17 protein-coding genes are annotated in these 17273 nt (G+C 66.9%); 10 read left to right on the plus strand and 7 right to left on the minus strand.

Annotated elements, in window-relative coordinates; translation table 11 throughout:
* Nucleotides 1–13 precede the first annotated feature (13 nt).
* The 4 genes from LDJ84_RS17250 to LDJ84_RS17265 are packed head-to-tail and all read left to right on the plus strand — an operon-like array spanning nt 14 to nt 3058.
* Nucleotides 14–625, plus strand: coding sequence for a cysteine hydrolase family protein (locus tag LDJ84_RS17250; protein ID WP_170859484.1), 612 nt, complete (start codon nt 14–16; stop codon nt 623–625).
* Nucleotides 613–1380 carry a hypothetical protein gene (locus LDJ84_RS17255; protein WP_037007157.1) on the plus strand — a complete coding sequence of 256 codons (768 nt, stop codon included), beginning with the start codon at nt 613–615 and terminating at the stop codon, nt 1378–1380. Before LDJ84_RS17250 ends, LDJ84_RS17255 begins: the two co-directional genes overlap by 13 nt.
* Nucleotides 1377–2207: an ABC transporter permease gene (locus tag LDJ84_RS17260; RefSeq protein ID WP_024764735.1), complete on the plus strand. Its 831-nt coding sequence runs from the start codon at nt 1377–1379 to the stop codon at nt 2205–2207. Before LDJ84_RS17255 ends, LDJ84_RS17260 begins: the two co-directional genes overlap by 4 nt.
* A 5-nt stretch (nt 2208–2212) precedes the next feature.
* Nucleotides 2213–3058 carry an ABC transporter ATP-binding protein gene (locus LDJ84_RS17265; protein WP_024764734.1) on the plus strand — a complete coding sequence of 282 codons (846 nt, stop codon included), beginning with the start codon at nt 2213–2215 and terminating at the stop codon, nt 3056–3058.
* A gap of 200 nt (nt 3059–3258) precedes the next feature.
* Here the strand turns inward: LDJ84_RS17265 and putA are convergent, their stop codons facing one another.
* Both putA and LDJ84_RS17275 read right to left on the minus strand, forming a co-directional pair.
* Nucleotides 3259–7194 carry a trifunctional transcriptional regulator/proline dehydrogenase/L-glutamate gamma-semialdehyde dehydrogenase gene (putA, locus tag LDJ84_RS17270; RefSeq protein WP_226045107.1) on the minus strand — a complete coding sequence of 1312 codons (3936 nt, stop codon included), beginning with the start codon at nt 7192–7194 and terminating at the stop codon, nt 3259–3261.
* Between the two features lie 299 nt (nt 7195–7493).
* Nucleotides 7494–7829: a winged helix-turn-helix transcriptional regulator gene (locus tag LDJ84_RS17275; protein WP_024764732.1), complete on the minus strand. Its 336-nt coding sequence runs from the start codon at nt 7827–7829 to the stop codon at nt 7494–7496.
* A 110-nt stretch (nt 7830–7939) separates the two neighbouring features.
* On the opposite strand from LDJ84_RS17275, the gene gstA reads away from it, so the two are divergent.
* Both gstA and LDJ84_RS17285 read left to right on the plus strand, forming a co-directional pair.
* Nucleotides 7940–8557, plus strand: a complete 618-nt coding sequence (gene gstA, locus LDJ84_RS17280) for a glutathione transferase GstA (RefSeq protein ID WP_084359687.1) — start codon at nt 7940–7942, stop codon at nt 8555–8557.
* A 131-nt stretch (nt 8558–8688) separates the two neighbouring features.
* Nucleotides 8689–9093 carry a hypothetical protein gene (locus tag LDJ84_RS17285; protein ID WP_024764730.1) on the plus strand — a complete coding sequence of 135 codons (405 nt, stop codon included), beginning with the start codon at nt 8689–8691 and terminating at the stop codon, nt 9091–9093.
* Nucleotides 9094–9114: 21 nt separating this feature from the next.
* Here the strand turns inward: LDJ84_RS17285 and LDJ84_RS17290 are convergent, their stop codons facing one another.
* Complete coding sequence (locus LDJ84_RS17290; protein ID WP_024764729.1) at nt 9115–9561, minus strand: N-acetyltransferase; 447 nt, start codon at nt 9559–9561, stop codon at nt 9115–9117.
* Between the two features lie 380 nt (nt 9562–9941).
* Between LDJ84_RS17290 and LDJ84_RS17295 the strand changes: the two genes are divergently transcribed.
* A complete protein-coding gene (locus LDJ84_RS17295; protein WP_226045108.1) occupies nt 9942–10259 on the plus strand; it encodes a hypothetical protein in 318 nt (105 codons plus the stop codon).
* Between the two features lie 74 nt (nt 10260–10333).
* Here LDJ84_RS17295 and LDJ84_RS17300 read toward each other — a convergent pair whose 3' ends face one another.
* A complete protein-coding gene (locus LDJ84_RS17300) occupies nt 10334–10564 on the minus strand; it encodes a hypothetical protein (protein WP_024764727.1) in 231 nt (76 codons plus the stop codon).
* A gap of 401 nt (nt 10565–10965) precedes the next feature.
* On the opposite strand from LDJ84_RS17300, the gene LDJ84_RS17305 reads away from it, so the two are divergent.
* Together LDJ84_RS17305 and LDJ84_RS17310 are read left to right on the plus strand one after the other, a co-directional pair.
* Nucleotides 10966–11343: a DUF3509 domain-containing protein gene (locus LDJ84_RS17305; protein ID WP_054907067.1), complete on the plus strand. Its 378-nt coding sequence runs from the start codon at nt 10966–10968 to the stop codon at nt 11341–11343.
* The gene (locus LDJ84_RS17310; protein ID WP_169887156.1) at nt 11340–11498 is read left to right on the plus strand and encodes a hypothetical protein; all 159 of its coding nucleotides are present in this window, start codon (nt 11340–11342) and stop codon (nt 11496–11498) included. The genes LDJ84_RS17305 and LDJ84_RS17310 overlap by 4 nt, the downstream gene beginning before the upstream one ends.
* 167 nt (nt 11499–11665) lie before the next feature.
* Here the strand turns inward: LDJ84_RS17310 and LDJ84_RS17315 are convergent, their stop codons facing one another.
* The 3 genes from LDJ84_RS17315 to LDJ84_RS17325 form a co-directional block, all read right to left on the minus strand.
* Complete coding sequence (locus LDJ84_RS17315; RefSeq protein ID WP_226045109.1) at nt 11666–13276, minus strand: arylsulfatase; 1611 nt, start codon at nt 13274–13276, stop codon at nt 11666–11668.
* Between the two features lie 163 nt (nt 13277–13439).
* Nucleotides 13440–14267, minus strand: a complete 828-nt coding sequence (locus LDJ84_RS17320; RefSeq protein ID WP_226045110.1) for an ABC transporter ATP-binding protein — start codon at nt 14265–14267, stop codon at nt 13440–13442.
* Entirely contained in the window at nt 14264–15865 is a 1602-nt protein-coding gene (locus tag LDJ84_RS17325; RefSeq protein WP_226045111.1) for an ABC transporter permease, read from the minus strand. The genes LDJ84_RS17320 and LDJ84_RS17325 overlap by 4 nt, the downstream gene beginning before the upstream one ends.
* A gap of 257 nt (nt 15866–16122) precedes the next feature.
* Here LDJ84_RS17325 and LDJ84_RS17330 point away from each other — a divergent pair, with 257 nt between their 5' ends.
* A complete protein-coding gene (locus tag LDJ84_RS17330) occupies nt 16123–17184 on the plus strand; it encodes an ABC transporter substrate-binding protein (RefSeq protein WP_226045112.1) in 1062 nt (353 codons plus the stop codon).
* Nucleotides 17185–17273: the final 89 nt, after the last annotated feature.

A 17273-nucleotide genomic window follows, 5' to 3' on the forward strand; every position in this document is an offset into this window, starting at 1 on the left:
GATCGTCATCGACATGCAGCGCGACTTCTGCGCCCCCGGCGGCTACGCCGACCAGGCCGGGTTGGACATCGACCGCCTGCGCGCGCCGATTCCGGCCATCTCCCGGCTGCTGGACAGCGCCCGCAGCCTTGGCCTGCTGGTGGTGCATACCCGCGAAGGCCATCGCGCCGACCTCAGCGACCTGCACGCCAGCAAGCGCCACCGCGCCGAATTCGCCGGTGCGCCGATCGGCCACCAGGGCCCGCTGGGCCGCCTGCTGGTGCGCGGCGAGTATGGCCACGACTTGATCGACGAACTGCGCCCGCTGCCCGGCGAACCGGTGGTGGACAAGCCCGGCTACAGCGCCTTCGCCTACACCGACCTGGACCTGCTGCTGCGCAGCCGCGGCATCGGCCACCTGGTGCTGTGCGGGGTGACCACCGAAGTGTGCGTTTCCTCCACCCTGCGCGCCGCGGTGGAACTGGGTTATGCCTGTACTCTGGTGAGCGATGCCTGCGGCTCGCCCAGCGCCGAACTGCATGCCGCCGCCCTGGCGATGGTCGAGGTGGAAGGCGGCCTGTTCGGTCGCGTGCAAGGCAGCCCGGCCGTACTCGCCGAATGGGAGGAGTCCGCATGTCCCGTCTGAAGAGCATTCCCGCGGTGCCACCCGCTTACCTCGGCGTCTGGCAACGCACCCTGCTGACCACCACCGGCGGCACCCACGACACTCGCACCCGTGTCTACTGGCTGCAGACCGGGCGCCTGTTCGCCGACCTGCGCATTCCCCTGCCTGCGCCGCAATCGCCCGGCGAGCTGTCCGCCCAGGCGGGATTTGCCGGCATCACCGAGATCACCGGAGACATTTGCCAATGGCACCGGGCAATCGACTTCCAGCCGCCCAATGGCGGCGAGGACATCGGCCGCATGCACTTCGTAAACAGTGAGAAGGTGCTGGAAGACGGCCTGGATGGCAGTTACCACGAAGTCTGGGAGCGCCTGCCGGAATCCATCGGGCGCAATCGCGGCGTGTGGTTAAGCGCCGCCGATGGCCGCCAGGGTTGCCTGCTGCTGGCCGGCGATTGCTTCCTGTTCGCCGCCGGGCGCCGGGAGGCATTGCCGATGGCCGACTCACTGGCCGCCCTGCTGGACAGCGACCACCCGGAGTTGCTGGATTTCGAGCTGTCGTTCGGGCGCCACTACGGCGGTGAAACGCCCTGGAAGATCGAGCTGTCCACCCTGCCCGCTCGCATCGGCGCCGAGCTGCTGCCCGCCACGGCCGATCCGGACCACCCCGAACTGCTGGCCGACGCCACCTGGCTGAACAGCCTCGGCGCCACGCCGCCCGCCGGTGGCTGGCAACCCTGCGAACTGCCCCTGTTCCCCGAGGAGGTGACGCCATGACCGCCCACCAACCCCTGCCGCGCCCACTGGCGCAACCCGCCCGCCAGCGCTGGTGGGTAATTCGCGGCGACCTGCCGCGCGGCGCCTTCTGGGCATTGGCCAGCGCAGGCCTGCTGTTGCCCGTGGTGCTCTGGTGGGCCTGCGGCGCCCTGGGGCTGACCAATCCGATGTTCTTCCCCAGCCCCGATGCCGTGCTCGCACGCCTGGGCCACTGGTGGAGCGACGAAGGCCTGGTCGGCGATATCGCCATCAGCGTCTACCGGGTCATGGGCGGCTTCCTCGCCTCGGCGGTGATCGCCCTTCCCATTGGCCTTTACATCGGCACCTATCGCCCGGTGCAGGCCTTCCTCGAACCGCTCACCGACTTCATCCGCTACATGCCGGCGGTGGCCTTCATTCCGCTGGTGATGCTCTGGGTCGGCATCGACGAAGGCTCCAAGGTGCTGATCATCTTCATCGGCACTTTCTTCCAGATGGTGCTGATGGTCGCCGAGGACGTGCGCCGCGTGCCCATGGCGCAGATCGAGGCGGCGCAGACCATGGGCGCCAACCGCGCGGAAATCATCAAGCTGGTGGTACTGCCCTCGGCGCGCCCGGCGCTGCTGGACACCCTGCGCATCACCTGCGGCTGGGCCTGGACCTACCTGGTGGTGGCCGAGCTGGTGGCCGCCAATTCGGGCCTCGGCTACGCCATCCTCAAGGCGCAGCGCTACATGCAGACCGACAAGATCTTCGCCGGCATCCTGCTGATCGGCGTCATCGGCCTGCTCACCGACCAGGCGTTCCGCTGGCTCGGCCGGGCAGCCTTCCCCTGGATGAAGAGGTAACCGGCATGAGCCAGAGCAAGATCGCCATCCGCCACGTCGACAAGGTCTTCAGCAGCCAGGGCCGCCAGGTGCAGGCACTGCAGGACATCAACCTGGATATCCGCGCCAACGAGTTCGTTACCTTCGTCGGCGCCTCGGGCTGCGGCAAGTCCACCCTGCTGCGCAGCATCGGCGGATTGGAGCGCCACAGCGGCGGCGAAATCCTGGTCGATGGCCGCGCCGTGGACGGCCCCGGCATCGACCGCGCCATGGTGTTCCAGCACTACAGCCTCTACCCCTGGCTGAAGGTGATGGACAACATCAAGTTCTGCCGCCGGCTCAAGGTGGTGTCCGACACCGTGCGCAGCGATGCCGATGTGGAAGTCGCCAGTGGCCGCGCCGATGCGCTGCTCAACCTGATGGGCCTGTCGGCTTTCGCCCAGGCCTACCCCAGCCAGCTTTCCGGCGGCATGCAGCAGCGCGTGGCGATTGCCCGTGCCTTGATGCCCAAGCCGCAGATTCTGCTGATGGACGAGCCCTTCGGCGCACTGGATGCACAGACCCGCGAGGTCATGCACGACCTGATCCGCCACGTGCACCGGCTGGAGAACAGCACCATCCTGTTCGTCACCCACGACGTCGACGAGGCGATCTACCTGGGTGGCCGCGTAGTGCTGATGGCGCCGCGCCCCGGGCGCATCGACAGCGTCTACGAGGTGCCGCTGCCCGCCGAGCGGAATCAGGACATGAAGATGTCGGCTGAATTCATCGCGCTGAAGAAACAGATCCTCGCGCGTATCCGCGAGACCTCGGGCATGAGTACCGACCTGGAACTGCTGGAGCAACTGACCCGCACCGCGGCGCCGGTCTGATGTTGTGGGAAGGGAATCGGCGGAGCGGGTAGCTCCGCCGTTGTGCCGGGCACGAAGCCCGAAACGAATTGCGCCGAAGGCGCGAGGGGAACGGTCTGCCGGGAGCGGATAGCCCCACCCGAAGGCTGGCAGGCCGGATGGCCGCAGGAGCGGCCGAAAGCTTGCCGCAAGCGCCCGGTGAGGCGCTTGCGGCATCGACCTCAGCCGATGGTCATCAGGCTGGCGTTGCCACCGGCGGCAGCAGTGTTGACGCTCAGCGCGCGTTCGATCAGCAGGCGTTCCAGCGGGATATCGGTTTCCCCGCGGTTCAGCCCGGTCACGCCGACGATGGCGCCCTTACGCTGCGAAGCCAGTTCGCACACTGCACGCAACTGATCGGAATCGCCGTGGTGCAGGATGGCGTCGAACACCTTGTCGGTCGTGCTCCAGTCGGCGACCAGCTCGATGCGCTGGGCGACTTCCTTCGGCAGTTCCTTCACCACGGCGGCGTTGGACTCGGCAACCAGCGCACGGCTGCCCACCGCGAGCACGGCGGCCAGCTGCGCGAGCAGGTCGGCGCGGTCTTCCGCCAGGCACAGCACGTGCTCGCGCGGCAGCAGGGTGTAGCTGTTGCGCTCACCGGTCGGGCCGGTCAGTACCTGCTGGGTGAAGCTCTGCGAGAGAGCGGCATAGCCGGCCAGTTGCGCCGCCAGGGCGGTGTCCTTCTGCGCCCACTGGGCGAGTGCTTCCACGGCCTTCTCGGCATCCTTCGGACGCGGCAGCGCCTGCGCGCCGTCGCCCTTGAGCTGGTTGGCCACGGCCTCCTGCGGGCGGGTCGAGAGCAGGCGGTACAGGTACAGCGGGCCGCCGGCCTTGGGACCGGTGCCGGACAGGCCTTCACCACCGAAGGGCTGCACGCCGACCACGGCACCAACCACGTTGCGGTTGACGTACAGGTTGCCGACATGGGCGCTGCCCACGACCTGGGCGATGGTCTCGTCGATGCGGGTGTGCACGCCGAGGGTCAGGCCGTAACCGGATTCGTTGATCTGCGCGAGCAGCTGGTCCAGCTCGGCTCGCTCGTAACGCACCACGTGCAGTACCGGGCCGAAGATTTCGCGCTTGAGCTCGCTGAAGCTCTCCAGCTCGATCAGGGTCGGCACGACGAAGGTGCCGCGCTTGATCTCCTCGGCATCCACGCGGGCGCTCTGGAATACCTTGCGGCCTTTGTCGCGCATCACCTGGATGTGCTTGTCGATATTGCCCTTGGCTTCTTCGTCTATCACCGGGCCGATGTCGGTATGCAGGCGCTCCGGCGCACCGACGCGGTACTCGGCCATGGCGCCCTTGAGCATGGCGATCACGCGGTCGGCGGCGTCTTCCTGCACGCAGAGCACGCGCAGCGCGGAGCAGCGCTGGCCGGCGCTGTCGAAGGCGGAGTTGACCACGTCCACCACCACCTGCTCGGCCAGCGCCGAGGAGTCGACGATCATGGCGTTGAGGCCACCGGTCTCGGCGATCAGCGGGATGGTGCGGCCCTGGGCGTCGAGACGGCCGGCGATGTTGCGCTGGAGGATGCCGGCCACTTCGGTGGAACCGGTGAACATCACGCCACGCACGCGCTCGTCGCCGACCAGACGGGCACCGACGGTTTCGCCACGGCCCGGCAGCAGCTGCACGGCACCGGCGGGTACGCCGGCTTCGAGCAGGATGCGCACGGCTTGCGCGGCGATCAGCGGCGTCTGCTCGGCAGGCTTGGCCAGCACGGTGTTGCCGGCGGCGAGGGCGGCGGCTACCTGGCCACTGAAGATCGCCAGCGGGAAGTTCCACGGGCTGATGCAGACCACCGGGCCCAGCGGGCGGTGGCTGTCGTTGGCGAAGTGGGTGCTGGCCTGGGCGCCGTAGTAGCGCAGGAAGTCCACGGCCTCGCGCACTTCGGCGATGGCGTTGGCGAAGGTCTTGCCCGACTCGCGCACCAGCACGCCCATCAGCGACTGGATCTCGGCTTCCATCAGGTCGGCGGCGCGCTGCAGGATGGCGCCGCGCTCGGCCGGCTGGGTCGATTGCCAGATCTGCGCGCTGGACAGCGCGCCGAGGATGGCGTTGTTCACGTCGGCTTCGCTGGCCTCGCGCACATGGCCCACCACGTCGCGGTGATCAGCCGGGTTGCGCACCGGCTGCGGCTCGCCCGGAGCAGCATCGGCCAGGCCCAGCATCGGCTCGGCGACATAGGCGTGATTGGTGCTCGACAACAACGCAGAGGACAGCGAACCCAGACGGTGTTCGTTGGCCAGGTCGATGCCGGCGGAGTTCAGGCGGGCATCGCCGTAGAGGTCACGCGGCAGCGGGATGCGCGGGTGCGGAAGGCCCAGGGTGCCTTCCTGCGCCGCCATCTGCTCGACCTGCAGCACCGGATCCAGCACCAGGTCCTTGAGCGAAATGCTGTGATCGGCGATGCGGTTGACGAAGGAGGTGTTGGCGCCGTTCTCCAGCAGGCGGCGCACCAGGTACGCCAGCAGCGTTTCGTGGCTGCCCACCGGTGCATAGATGCGGCACGGGCGGTTGAACTTGCCGTCGGCAATCTTGCCCACGACCTGCTCGTACAGCGGCTCGCCCATGCCGTGGAGGCACTGGAACTCGTACTGGCCCGGGTAGTAGTTCTGCCCGGCCAGCTGGTAGATGGCCGACAGCGAGTGGGCGTTGTGGGTGGCGAACTGCGGGTAGATGGCTTCCGGCACGGCCAGCAGCTTGCGCGCGCAGGCCAGGTAGGAAACGTCGGTGTACGGCTTGCGGGTGTAGACCGGGTAGCCTTCCAGGCCGTTGACCTGGGCCAGCTTGATCTCGCTGTCCCAGTAGGCGCCCTTCACCAGGCGGATCATCAGGCGGTGGCGGCTGCGCTTGGCCAGGTCGATGACGTAGTCGATCACGTACGGGCAGCGCTTCTGGTAGGCCTGGATGACGAAGCCGATACCGTTCCAGCCGGCCAGCGACGGCTCGAAGCACAGGCGCTCGAGCAGGTCGAGGGAGATTTCCAGGCGGTCAGCTTCCTCGGCGTCGATGTTGATGCCGATGTCGTAGTCGCGGGCCATCTTCACCAGGCCGAGGACGGTCGGGTACAACTCGTCCATTACACGGTCGTACTGGGCGCGGCTGTAGCGCGGGTGCAGGGCGGAAAGCTTGATCGAGATGCCCGGACCTTCGTAGATGCCGCGGCCATGGGAAGCCTTGCCGATGGCGTGGATGGCCTGCTCGTAGGAGGCCAGGTAGCGCTTGGCGTCTTCTTCGGTCAGCGCGGCTTCGCCGAGCATGTCGTAGGAGTAGCGGAAGCCGCGGGATTCCATGTTGGCGGCGTTGGCCAGGGCTTCGGCGATGGTCTCGCCGGTGACGAACTGCTCGCCCATCAGGCGCATGGCCATGTCCACGCCCTTGCGGATCAGCGGCTCGCCGGACTTGCCGATGATGCGGTTGAGCGCCGAGGACATGCCGGTCTCGGTATGGGTCGAGACCAGCTTGCCGGTGATCAGCAGGCCCCAGGAAGCGGCGTTGACGAACATCGACGGGCTCTGGCCCAGGTGCTGGCTCCAGTTGCCGTTGCTGATCTTGTCGCGGATCAGCGCGTCACGGGTGGCCTTGTCCGGGATACGCAGCAGCGCCTCGGCCAGGCACATCAGCGCCACGCCCTCCTGGGAAGACAGGGAGAACTCCTGCAGCAGGCCCTGCACCAGACCCTGGCGGCCACCGGCGTTCTTCTGGTTGCGCAGCTTCTCGGCGATGCCCAGCGCCATCTTGTTGGCGGCGGCGGCCTGCTCCTTCGGCAGCCGCGCCAGGTCCAGCAGCATCGGCAGCGCCTCGGTTTCCGGGCGGCGATAGGCGGCGGTGATGGCCGCGCGCAGCACCGACTGCGGCAGGATGCTCTCGGCGAAATCGAGGAAGACCTGCAACCCTTGTTCGTTCAGCGAATCCAGCGACTCATCGCCCGCGGCCGCGGCCAGACCGGACTGTTCGGCCGGCGTGAGGCCGCCTTCCACCTGCTCCAGGTAGGAGAAGATAGCCTGCTTGATCAGCCAGTGCGGGGTACGGTCGAGTTGCTGGGCAGCCAGCTTGAGGCGCTCGCGGGTGGCGTCGTCGAGCTTCACGCCAAGGGTGGTGGTGGCCATGGGGCTTCCTGTTGTTAGAAGGTGTGCCTGAAAACGGCGCAAGGTTATACCGCCGAATTGCAAGGTGCAACCAGGTGCAACCCAATAAAAACAAGCCTTTGGTCGTACGCGCGAATCCGGTGCAACCGGTGACATTTCCCACACCCGGCGCTACCAAACGGAGCATGCCAACGGCCTCGCCCGGCTGCAACCCGCAAGGACCGGCCGGACGGCAGGAAGAAAGCAGTGTTCGTGCCAGGGCTGGAAAAGGTGCAACCCGGAGCATTCCCGGTGCTCAGTTGTAGAAGCGTTCCATCAGGCTACACGGCCTCCCGGGCCGCCGGGCGCGCCTTGAGCCACAGACCGAAGGTCTTCACCACCTCCACCACCGGCCGCAGCCGCGCGCCGTCGGCGCTCAGGCAATACTCGACGCGGGGCGGAACCTCGGGGTAAACGGTGCGGGTCACCAGCCCTGCCTCTTCCAGCGCACGCAGTTCGGCGGTGAGCACCCGTTGGGAAATTTCCGGCATGTCGCGTCGCAACTCGTTGAAGCGCTTGCTGCCATCGAGCAGGTACGACACCAGCAACAGGCGCCAGCGGCCGCCAATCACGCGCATGGCTTCTTCGACCGAGCAGCCCGAAACGTTCTTCTTCATCTGTCCTTCCCGGTAACCTTTTTGTGCCCAGGCCACAAAAAAGTGCGTTCTTACGCGCAGCATCGGGGTCGGGAATACTGGCCGCCCACTTCAAACCAGGGCCCGACCCGATGAAACTCTACTTCGCCCCCAATGCCTGCTCTCTCGCTGCACACATCGTTCTGCGCGAGCTGGGCCTGCCGTTTTCGCTGGTGCGCGTGGACAACCGGACCAAACGCACCGCCGATGGCCAGGACTTCTACCGCATCAATCCGAAGGGCTATGTAGCAGCGCTGCAGCTGGAAGACGGCACTGTGCTGACCGAGGGCGCGGCGATTCTACAGTACCTCGCCGACCTGCAACCCGAGGCGGGCCTCGCCCCCGCCAACGGCACCCTTGAGCGCACGCACCTGCAGGCGCAGCTGAACTTCATCGGCAGCGAACTGCACGCGGGGATGAGCCCGCTGTTCGACAGCGAGATCCCCGAGCCGGTGAAGGACCTGCTTCGCTCGAAACTGGCCCGGCGCCTGGGTTACCTGGAGCAGGAGCTGGCAGCGAACGGCCAGGTCGCCGGTGACAGCTTCAGCATTGCCGATGCGTACCTGTTCACCGTGCTGGGCTGGTCCGAGCAACTGAAGGTCGATCTCGGCGTTTATCCGGCGATCCGCCGCTTCCGCCAGGCGGTCGCAACGCGCCCGGCGGTGATCGAGGCGTTGCGCGCCGAAGCAGAGGTCCCGGCTGTCGCCTGAGGTGCCAGACCGTGCAACCGCTCGGCGGAAAATCCGCCGAGCCATCGCGCAAGCTGCGCCTTCCGTGGTCCATCACACTAGCCCGGCCCGTCATGCGCCGGGATTTGTGCATTGAGCCCAGGAGAAACCGGATGAGCGCTGACCCTGAGAGTTTCGCCAACGCCTACCAGAATGCCCTGGTGGCAGTGGCCCTGCCCGCCTTCGCACGTGCCAGCGAATTCGCCCGCCAGCACGGCCTGGAATGCAGCGTGGAATTGCTGGATGGCCGCCGCGACCTGCCGGAGCTGAGCCTGAAGGTGCGCAACTCCTGCCGCGACACCGAATGCATCTGCCGCATCAGCGCCGACCCGCAGACCCAGCGTCTCTGCCATGAGAACCGCTGCGGGGAAACCGACGCCGATGTGAAGCAGGTGATCGGCTCTATCGCCTCACTCAACGAACTGGTGCTGGACACCCGTCTCCTGGAGTTCTTCCAGAGCGCGTTCGCCCTGCACCTGGACTATGCCTCCAGCCGGCACGCCAGCAGTTTCTGGTAGCCCGCTGCGCACTTCTCCCGCCTAGCACCCGCAGGAAATCGCCCGTGCCGTCCAGCCCATGAGGGTTTCGGGGTGCCCGGTGTGCTCGTCCTGCCGCTCCTCCAGCACGACGAAGCCGTGCCGCTGGTAGAAGGCCACGGCACCGGTATTGTTGGAATAGACCGCCAGCTCCAGCATCGGCAGGTGAATCTTGGCGTCGCTCAGCAGGACCGAGCCGATGCCCTTGCCCTGGCATTCCGGGGCGACGAACAAGGCCGCCAGTGCGCCGTCATGCAGGCTGTAGAAACCACAGATGCAGCCATCGTTCTCGACGACCCGCGAGGCAGCGGCCGGCAGGTAGATATCCCGCATGTCCTGCAGGCGTTCGCGCCAGAAGTCGGCGCGAATGAAGTCGTGAGCCTGCTGCGAAGCTCGCAGCCAGATATCCAGCACCCGGTCCATGTCGTCGTCGCGAAAGTCGCGGATCATCATCGGCTGCAATCCCCCGGTTCGTTGAAGTGCTCGTGGCGTGGCGGGCGGCATCCTCGCACAAGGGATCATCGCTGCGCGCCCCCGCGCACTGCCGCCAATCGTCGCACCTGCTCGCACCCGTTTCGCCGTGACCCGATGCCTGCAAGCGCCTCCTGCACTCAAGCACGCCGGGCGCCCACCGTCAGGTTCCACTCATCAGAATCAGTGAACGGCTGGCGAGCGTCGGACTCTTCCGAATGGCTCTGCCAATTGGCAAAAGCGCGAGGTAGCGCGTCCACGGCTCGACGCCTGCGGTGGCGGAAATCAGTCGAGCAGCAACGCGAAGCCGAACGCCCCTTCCGCCCCCATTCCGACCCGAACAGACAAGGAGACACTCCATGGGCAGCTATCGATGGTTCCCCTCCAGCCGCACCAGCGGCGTGCAGGAACTGCAATCACTGGTCGATGACCTGGAAAACCTGCTGGTCAGCGGCCGGGACCTGACGGCCGACCAGCTCCCGGCGTTCAAGGCGAAATTGCGCGATCTGGTGGACGAGAGCCGGGAGACCAGTGAACACCTGATCCGCCGCAGTCGCCGGGCCATCCGTGCCGGCAGCGAATATGCCGGCGAACATCCCTGGCAGACGGCGGCAATACTGGCCGCCGCCGCAGGCCTGCTGGCAGCGGCCTGCGCCTTGAGCCGCAATCAGCATTGATGCCCGTGCGGTGGTCAGCGGCCCGCTCGCTCGCCACCGCGCGCCGGTCCCGATGCTCAGCAGCGTGGCGTCCGCTAAGAATCGATAAAGCTGTCGATCAGCTCCAGGCCCAGGCTGCGGACGCGCCCGGCGCTGCTCAACTCGTCGCCATGGATGCCGACCACGGTGACACAGGGCATATCCGCCAACTGGCTGCCGAAGCGGATCGAATAGCGGCCGCCGGCCTCCCGGAAGCAGGAGAAATCGAACAGCGGATAGGCTTCGTGGAGAACCGCTTCCACATCCAGTCGTCGCAACTGCGTCATGGCCACCTCCTCTCCTCTGGCTGAACCCTGCCTGCCCGAGCACCGGAGAGAAATGCTGGCGATTGGCCCAGGCGCTACTGTTCAACGGCCATGGCGGGCGAAGCGCCAGCCATGGCAAGCGGTACTGGCGGCCGAATGCACACCTGGAATCGAGGCGGATTTCAGACGGAAGGCGTGCCGCGCAAATGAGCAAGCGAAGCGCCGCGCCGTGCATTTTCCAGCCCCTTGCTGGTGCGCCCTTGCATCCTGCAAATGACCATTGGCCAGCATCGGTTGGGCATTTGCAGCAATAACAACCTGTTAAGCGGATGAAACAGCTTTCCCCGGCCTGGCATGGCTGATGCGAGGTTCCTGGCTCAGGCCGGCGCTCCGGCCTCTGCCAACCACCGGGAGGGAAAGACATGTCCAGTTGCCGCAATGCCGCCATCGAGCACCTGAGCCACCTGTTCAGCGACTATCGCCCGCAGTTCGCCACCAGGCCCGACGGTACGCTGCTGATCAACCTGCGCAATGCCGCGGGCAAGCGTCTCATCTCTCGGGTCATCCAGCAGGAAGAGCAATCCAGCGCGGTGCTGCTGAACAACCTGGTGGAGCGCATCCGCCGCGACCTGATGACCGTGGAAGGGCCGCTGGAAGAGGACAACGTCGACTGGTTCCTCAAGCGCATCGAGTTGCAGACCTTCGTCCCCGTCAACCCGACCCACCGGCCGCGCAAGGTGGTGGTGGCCGGCGTGCGCCTGCGTGCCCTTGCCGACAAACAGGCCCGGCAAGCGAGGTGAGCATGAAAAACCCGGTGGATATCCCCGACCCCGATCCGCAAGTGAGCCGCGAGGAGTTACTGGAGGAATGGGTGGACATCGAACCGGAGGACAGCCGGCAGGAACCCCACCTGTCCGCCGCCCACCAGGACGGCCTCAAGGATGGGCCCGCCTGAGCGAGCCAGACACAGCAGCAAAATAACCGGGCCAGGCCGGCTCGAAGCGCATGCCGGTGCCGCCGTCAGTCCGAGCAGTCGGGCGGCTACCGGCTTTTTCATGCCGGAGCGTTTCAACGCCCCTCCCGCCGGACTGCGGGCAGGAAAGGACGCTGAGGCGCCGGCCTTCAGCGCGCCAGGAACGGCGGCGGTGCGTCGATCACACCGGTCTCGTTGACGTACTGCTTGTAGTGCTCGATCAATGCCTCCAGGCGCGCAGGTTCGCTCTTGGCGAGGTCCCGCGTCTCGCCCGGGTCGCTGGCCAGATCGTAGAGCTGCCAGGTGGCCGGGCCGACCGGAGCCGGCAGGTACACCGCCTTCCAATCGCCCTGGCGGATGGCGCGCATACCGAACAGCTCCCAGCCGGTGACGGTCTTCTCGTCGTGGGCCTGTTCGGTCTCGCCGGAGAGCCAGCCCAGCCAGGACTTGCCGCGCACTTCGGCGACCTCGCGGCCGTGCCAGTGCTTGCCCGGATGGCGCACGCCGGCCAGGTCGAGGATGGTCGGGGTGATGTCCATCACGGTGGAGAACGAGTGGCTGACCTCGCCCTGGCGTTTCAGCGCCGGGTAGCGCACCAGTGCCGGCACGCGAATGCCGCCCTCGGTGGTGAAGGCCTTGTACAGGCGCGACGGCGCGGTGGCCGCCTGGGCCCAGCGCGGGCCGTACCAGATGTAGGAGTTGGCGCGGCCGATGTTCTCCAGGCTGTTGTCGTAGTGCTGGTCGAGGAAGCTCAGCAGGTCCGGGCCGAAGCGCGGGAAGGCCTCCAGCAGCGCACCTTCGGCGCCGTTATCGGACATGAACAGGACGAAGGTATTGTCCAGCTCACCCTGCTGGCGCAGGTACTCGACGACCCGGCCGACGTTCCAGTCCAGGCGCTCGACCATCGCCGCGTAGACCTCCATGGCCCGCGCCGATTTCGCCTTCTCCCCGTCGCTCAGGCGCGCCCACTCCTTGCTGATCGCCAGTACCGGATGCGCCTGCACGTCGGCGTCGATCAGGCCCAGCTGCTTGAGCCGTTCCAGGCGTTCCAGGCGCAGCGCCTCGGGGCCGGCGTCGTAGCGGCCCCGGTACTTGTCGACCACCTCCTTGGGCGCCTGCAGCGGCCAGTGCGGCGCGGAGAACGGCAAATAGGCGAAGAACGGCCGGCTCTGGTCGCGCTCCTTGAGATAGTCGATCAGCTTGTCGCCAAAGGCGTCGGAGGAATAGAAGTCCGCCGGCAGCTCGTCGATGAACTGGTCGTCCTCGACATACAGGGCCGGCGTGCCCTTGAGGATGCGCGGCGTGGTCTCGTCGTACGGCGGCTCGAAACCATAGTGGTTGGCGGCGCCCGGCAACAACGAGAAGGAACGCTCGAAGCCGCGTGCATGGGGTGCCTGTTCGAGCTTCAGGCCCAGGTGCCATTTGCCGGACAACAGCGTCTGGTAGCCGGCCTCGCGCAGCAGTTCGGGCAGCGCCACGACGCGGTCGTTCAGGTAACCCTCGTAGCCCGGCTTGCCTTCCAGCTCCGGCGTCAACGCCTCGGCCATGGTGCCGATGCCGGCGATGTGGTGGTCGGTGCCGGTGAGCAGCATCGAGCGCGTCGGCGAGCAGGTCGGCGCGGTGTGGAAGTCGGTCAGGCGCAGGCCTTCGAGGGCCAGGGCGTCCAGGTGTGGCGTGGCGATCTCGCCACCGAAGGCGCCGAGGTCGGAGAAACCGAGGTCGTCGGCAACGATGACGAGGAAGTTGGGGCGTTTGCTCATGGCGGGTCTCATGGTTGAGGTCAGTGTTTCCAGAGCACCCTCGCCCTAACCCTCTCCCGGAGGGAGAGGGAACTGATCGGCACGGGGATCGACTCCGTGCTTCCAGGCTGGCAGAGGACGGCTCCCTCTCCCTCTGGGAGAGCGCTGGGATGAGGGTTTTCGGTCAGCAGGCAAGAAACTCTAACGGCAGGTCTTCCACGCGCTTGGGCTGCGGCGCGACGTAGTCGCCCTCTCCCGTCAGCTCGCGCAGCAGCGCCTCGCGCTGGCGCAGGAAGTCGTAGCCGCCGCGCTCGCGCGGGTGCTCCAGCGGCACCTCGACGATGCGCTTGATCCGCCCCGGCCGCGGCGCCATCACCACCACGCGGTCGGCGAGGAATAGCGCCTCCTCCACGTCGTGGGTCACCAGCACCGTGGTGATGCGTTCGCGCTGGCGGATGCGCTGCAGTTCCTCCTGCAGTTGCTGGCGAGTCAGCGCATCCAGGGCGCCGAAGGGCTCATCCAGCAGCAGGATGCGCGGGCTGGCCACCAGCCCGCGGGCGATGGCCACGCGCTGCGCCATGCCGCCGGAGAGTTGGTGCGGGTAGGCCCGGGCGAAGGCCGTCAGGCCCACCAGCTGGAGATAATCGGCGACCCTGGCAGCCTTGCCGGTCTCGCTCAGCGGTTCGTTGACCAGACCGAGGGCGACGTTCTGCTCCACGGTCAGCCAGGGGAATAGACGATGCTCCTGGAACACGATGCCGCGCTCGCCGCCGATGCCGTCGATGGGCTTGCCGTCGATGCGGATCTCGCCCTGGAACTCGCGATCGAGCCCCACCAGCAGGCGCAGCAAGGTGGACTTGCCGCAACCGCTGGCACCGACGATGGCGATGAACTCGCCGTCGGCGACCTCCAGGTCGAAACGCTCGATGGCCTGCAGCTCGCGGCCGTCCACGGGGAAACTCTTGGCGACCTGGCGAAAGCTCACCAGGGCCGGGGAAGCGAAAGCATTCATGCGTGTCTCCAGCGCGTCACCCGCGCTTCGATGCGCTGGCCGACGGCAGCCAGCAGAGCTCCAGTCAAGCCCACCAGCAACATGCCGGCGCCGACCAGGTCCATGCGGAAGAGTTGTTGCGCGCCGATCATCAGGCTGCCGATACCGCCGTCCGAAGGCATGAAGTATTCGGCGCCGATGGTGCCGAGCCAGGCGTAGATCAGCGCCAGGCGCACCCCGGCGAACACCGACGGCGCAGCGCCGGGCAGCACCAGCCGGCGCAGCCGTTGCCAGGGCGACAGGCGCAGCGCGATGGCCGCCTCGGTCAGTTGCGCCGGCAGGCTGGCGATGCCGCGCTGGGTCGCCAGCAGCAGCGGAAAGAACGCGGCCAGGCCGACGAACACCACCTTGGCCAGCTCGCCCAGGCCGAACCAGGCGGTGAGCAGCGGCACCCAGGCGAAGATCGCCACTTGCCGCAGCGCCGCGAAGGACGGGCCGAGCAACCGCTCCGCCGGGCGCAACAGGCCAAGCCCGAGGCCGAGCAGGAAGCCCAGCGAGCCGCCCAGCAGCAGGCCGGCGAGTGTACGTTGCAGACTCGCCAGCAGCGCTATGGCCAGGCTGCTGTCCAGCAGGCCATCCCAGAGAGCAACAGCGACTGACGCGGGGCTGGCGAGGATCGCCGGATCGACCCACTGCAGCGCGCTCGCCGCCTGCCAGATGGCCAGCAGGCCCAGTGGCAGAAGCCAGGGCTGCAGGCGCTCCCAGCCCTTGCCCGACGTGCTGCGGCGGAACTCTCCGGCCGCCTGCTGCGGCCAGTGCACCAGGCGCCGGTCCAGCGCCTGGACGCCTCTGTCCATCGCCGCGCCGACCAGGCCGATGACCAGGATGCAGACGAACACGATGTCGAGCATGAACAGCTGCCGCGCCTGCACCATCAGGTAGCCGATGCCTTCGCTGGAAGCCAGCAGCTCCACGGCCAGCAGCGAGGTCCAGCCTTGCGCCAGTGCCAGGCGCACACCGGTAAGGAACGCGGGAAGCGCCGCCGGCAGGATCAACCGCCACAGCAACAGGTGGCGCGGCAGGCGCAGCACGGCGGCGGCCTCGCGCAGGCGCGGCTGGGCATCGCGCACGCCGACGAGGGTGTGCAGCGTCACCGGCACGATGATGGCCTTGATCAGCACCACCAGCTTGAGCAGCTCGCCAATGCCGAAGAACAGCATGAACAACGGAATCCAGGCCAGGGTCGGGACCTGCGCCAGGGCACTGAAGGTGGGCAGCACCAGGCGCTCGGCAAGGCGGCTGAAGCCGAGCCAGGCGCCCAGTGCGAGCCCGCTGAAAATGCCAGCCAGCAGCCCCCAGGCGAGGCGCTTGAGGCTGACGCCCAACTGCTGCCACAGCTCGCCGGCGAGCAGCTCGCGGGCGGCCTGGAGGACCAGTTCCGGTGTCGGCAGAATCTGCGCGGACATCCAGTGGCGATGGCTGGCGATCCACCAGAGCACGCCGATGGTCAACGGCAACAACCACGGCAAGCCGGCCTGCAGCCAGCGCCAGGACGGCCGCGAGAACCCCAGGCGCGGCGGGGGAAGAGCAAGGCGATAGGGCTTCGATATATTCTTCATTGGAATATTAATAGTATTTTCAATGCATTAATGAGCTAACCCAGGCCATTTAAGGGAAGCCCCCGGCGCTCATCCAATGCATTCGGCGAATATTTTTTATGCCCCCAGGGCATCTGCCGGTGAAGCCCTGTGGTTGTTCGCTTAGCTCGAAAAATTACTAAAAAATGCCTTTTTATTATTTTGTTGATGGAAAGCCCCATGCTTTTAGTGCAGGCGCCGGAGCCACATGCGCTCCCCCACTGCAGGAGGCAGGCGCCATGAAGGCCCTCACTGATCAATTGCTCTCCCTTTTCGCTGCGCCAGTGCTGGCCGGCCTGCTCGGCGCCTATCCGCTGGTGACCCAGGCCGCCGAGCCGGTAAAGGAAATCCGCATCGCCGTACCAGACGTCAGCGCCGGGCAGAAACATTCCGGCGGCGGCGTGGTGGACGTGCTCTACACCCGCCAACTGCTGGAGAAGGAATTCGCCGCCGACGGCATCCAGATCAAGTGGAGCTTCTTCAAGGGCGCGGGCCCGGTAGTCAACGAAGCCTTCGCCAATGGCCAGGTGGACTTCGCCTACCTGGGCGATCTGGCGGCGATCATCGGCAAGTCCAGCGGGCTGGACAGCCGCGTGCTGGCCGCCACCGCGCGCGGCGTCAACCATTACCTGGGCGTGCAGCCGGGTTCGGGGATCAAGACCCTGGCCGACCTCAAGGGTAAGCGCGTGGGGATCTTCCGTGGCACCGCCAGCCAGCTGTCGTTCGACAACGCCCTGGTCAGCGCCGGGCTTTCCGAGAAGGACCTGAAGGTGATCAACCTCGACTTCAGCGCCGCCCTCGCCGCCCTGGCGGCCAAGCAGATCGATGCCACCTGGGGTCTTGCCGGCCTGTTCGCGCTACGCGACAAGGGCCTGGCGGAAATCCCTCTGAGCACCCACGACCTCGGCGGCGCCGGCACCCTGCAAGCGCTGCTGGTGGGCAACGGCGAGTTCGTCGACGCTCATCCGGACATCACCGAACGCCTGCTCAAGGTGCAGCTGCAGGCAGTGCAGTGGGCCAGCACGGAGGGCAACCGTGACGCGTTCATCGACCTGGTATCGCAGCAGGCCGGCTACCCGACGGTGATCTTCAAGAGCGAATTCCAGGGCCGGCCGCTGGCGGACGTACTATCGCCGAAGCTGGATGCCGATTTCCTCGGCCGCCTGGATGCATCGATCACCGCAGCCAAGAGCTACGGCCTGATCCGCCGTGACTTCAAGGCCGCCGACTGGGCCAGCCCGGCGCTGCAGGACGCCGCCAGCCGCGAGGTGGCGTCGCAGCCGGTGGCAGCACTCCAATAGCCAGCCCCGTGCTCTTCGTAGGAGCGAGCTTGCTCGCGAACCGCACTCTGCCGATATCCCGGCTCGGGCGGCGGAGGTTCGCGAGCACG

The organism is Pseudomonas sp. HS-18, from assembly GCF_020401845.1.
Lineage (GTDB): Bacteria > Pseudomonadota > Gammaproteobacteria > Pseudomonadales > Pseudomonadaceae > Pseudomonas > Pseudomonas nitroreducens.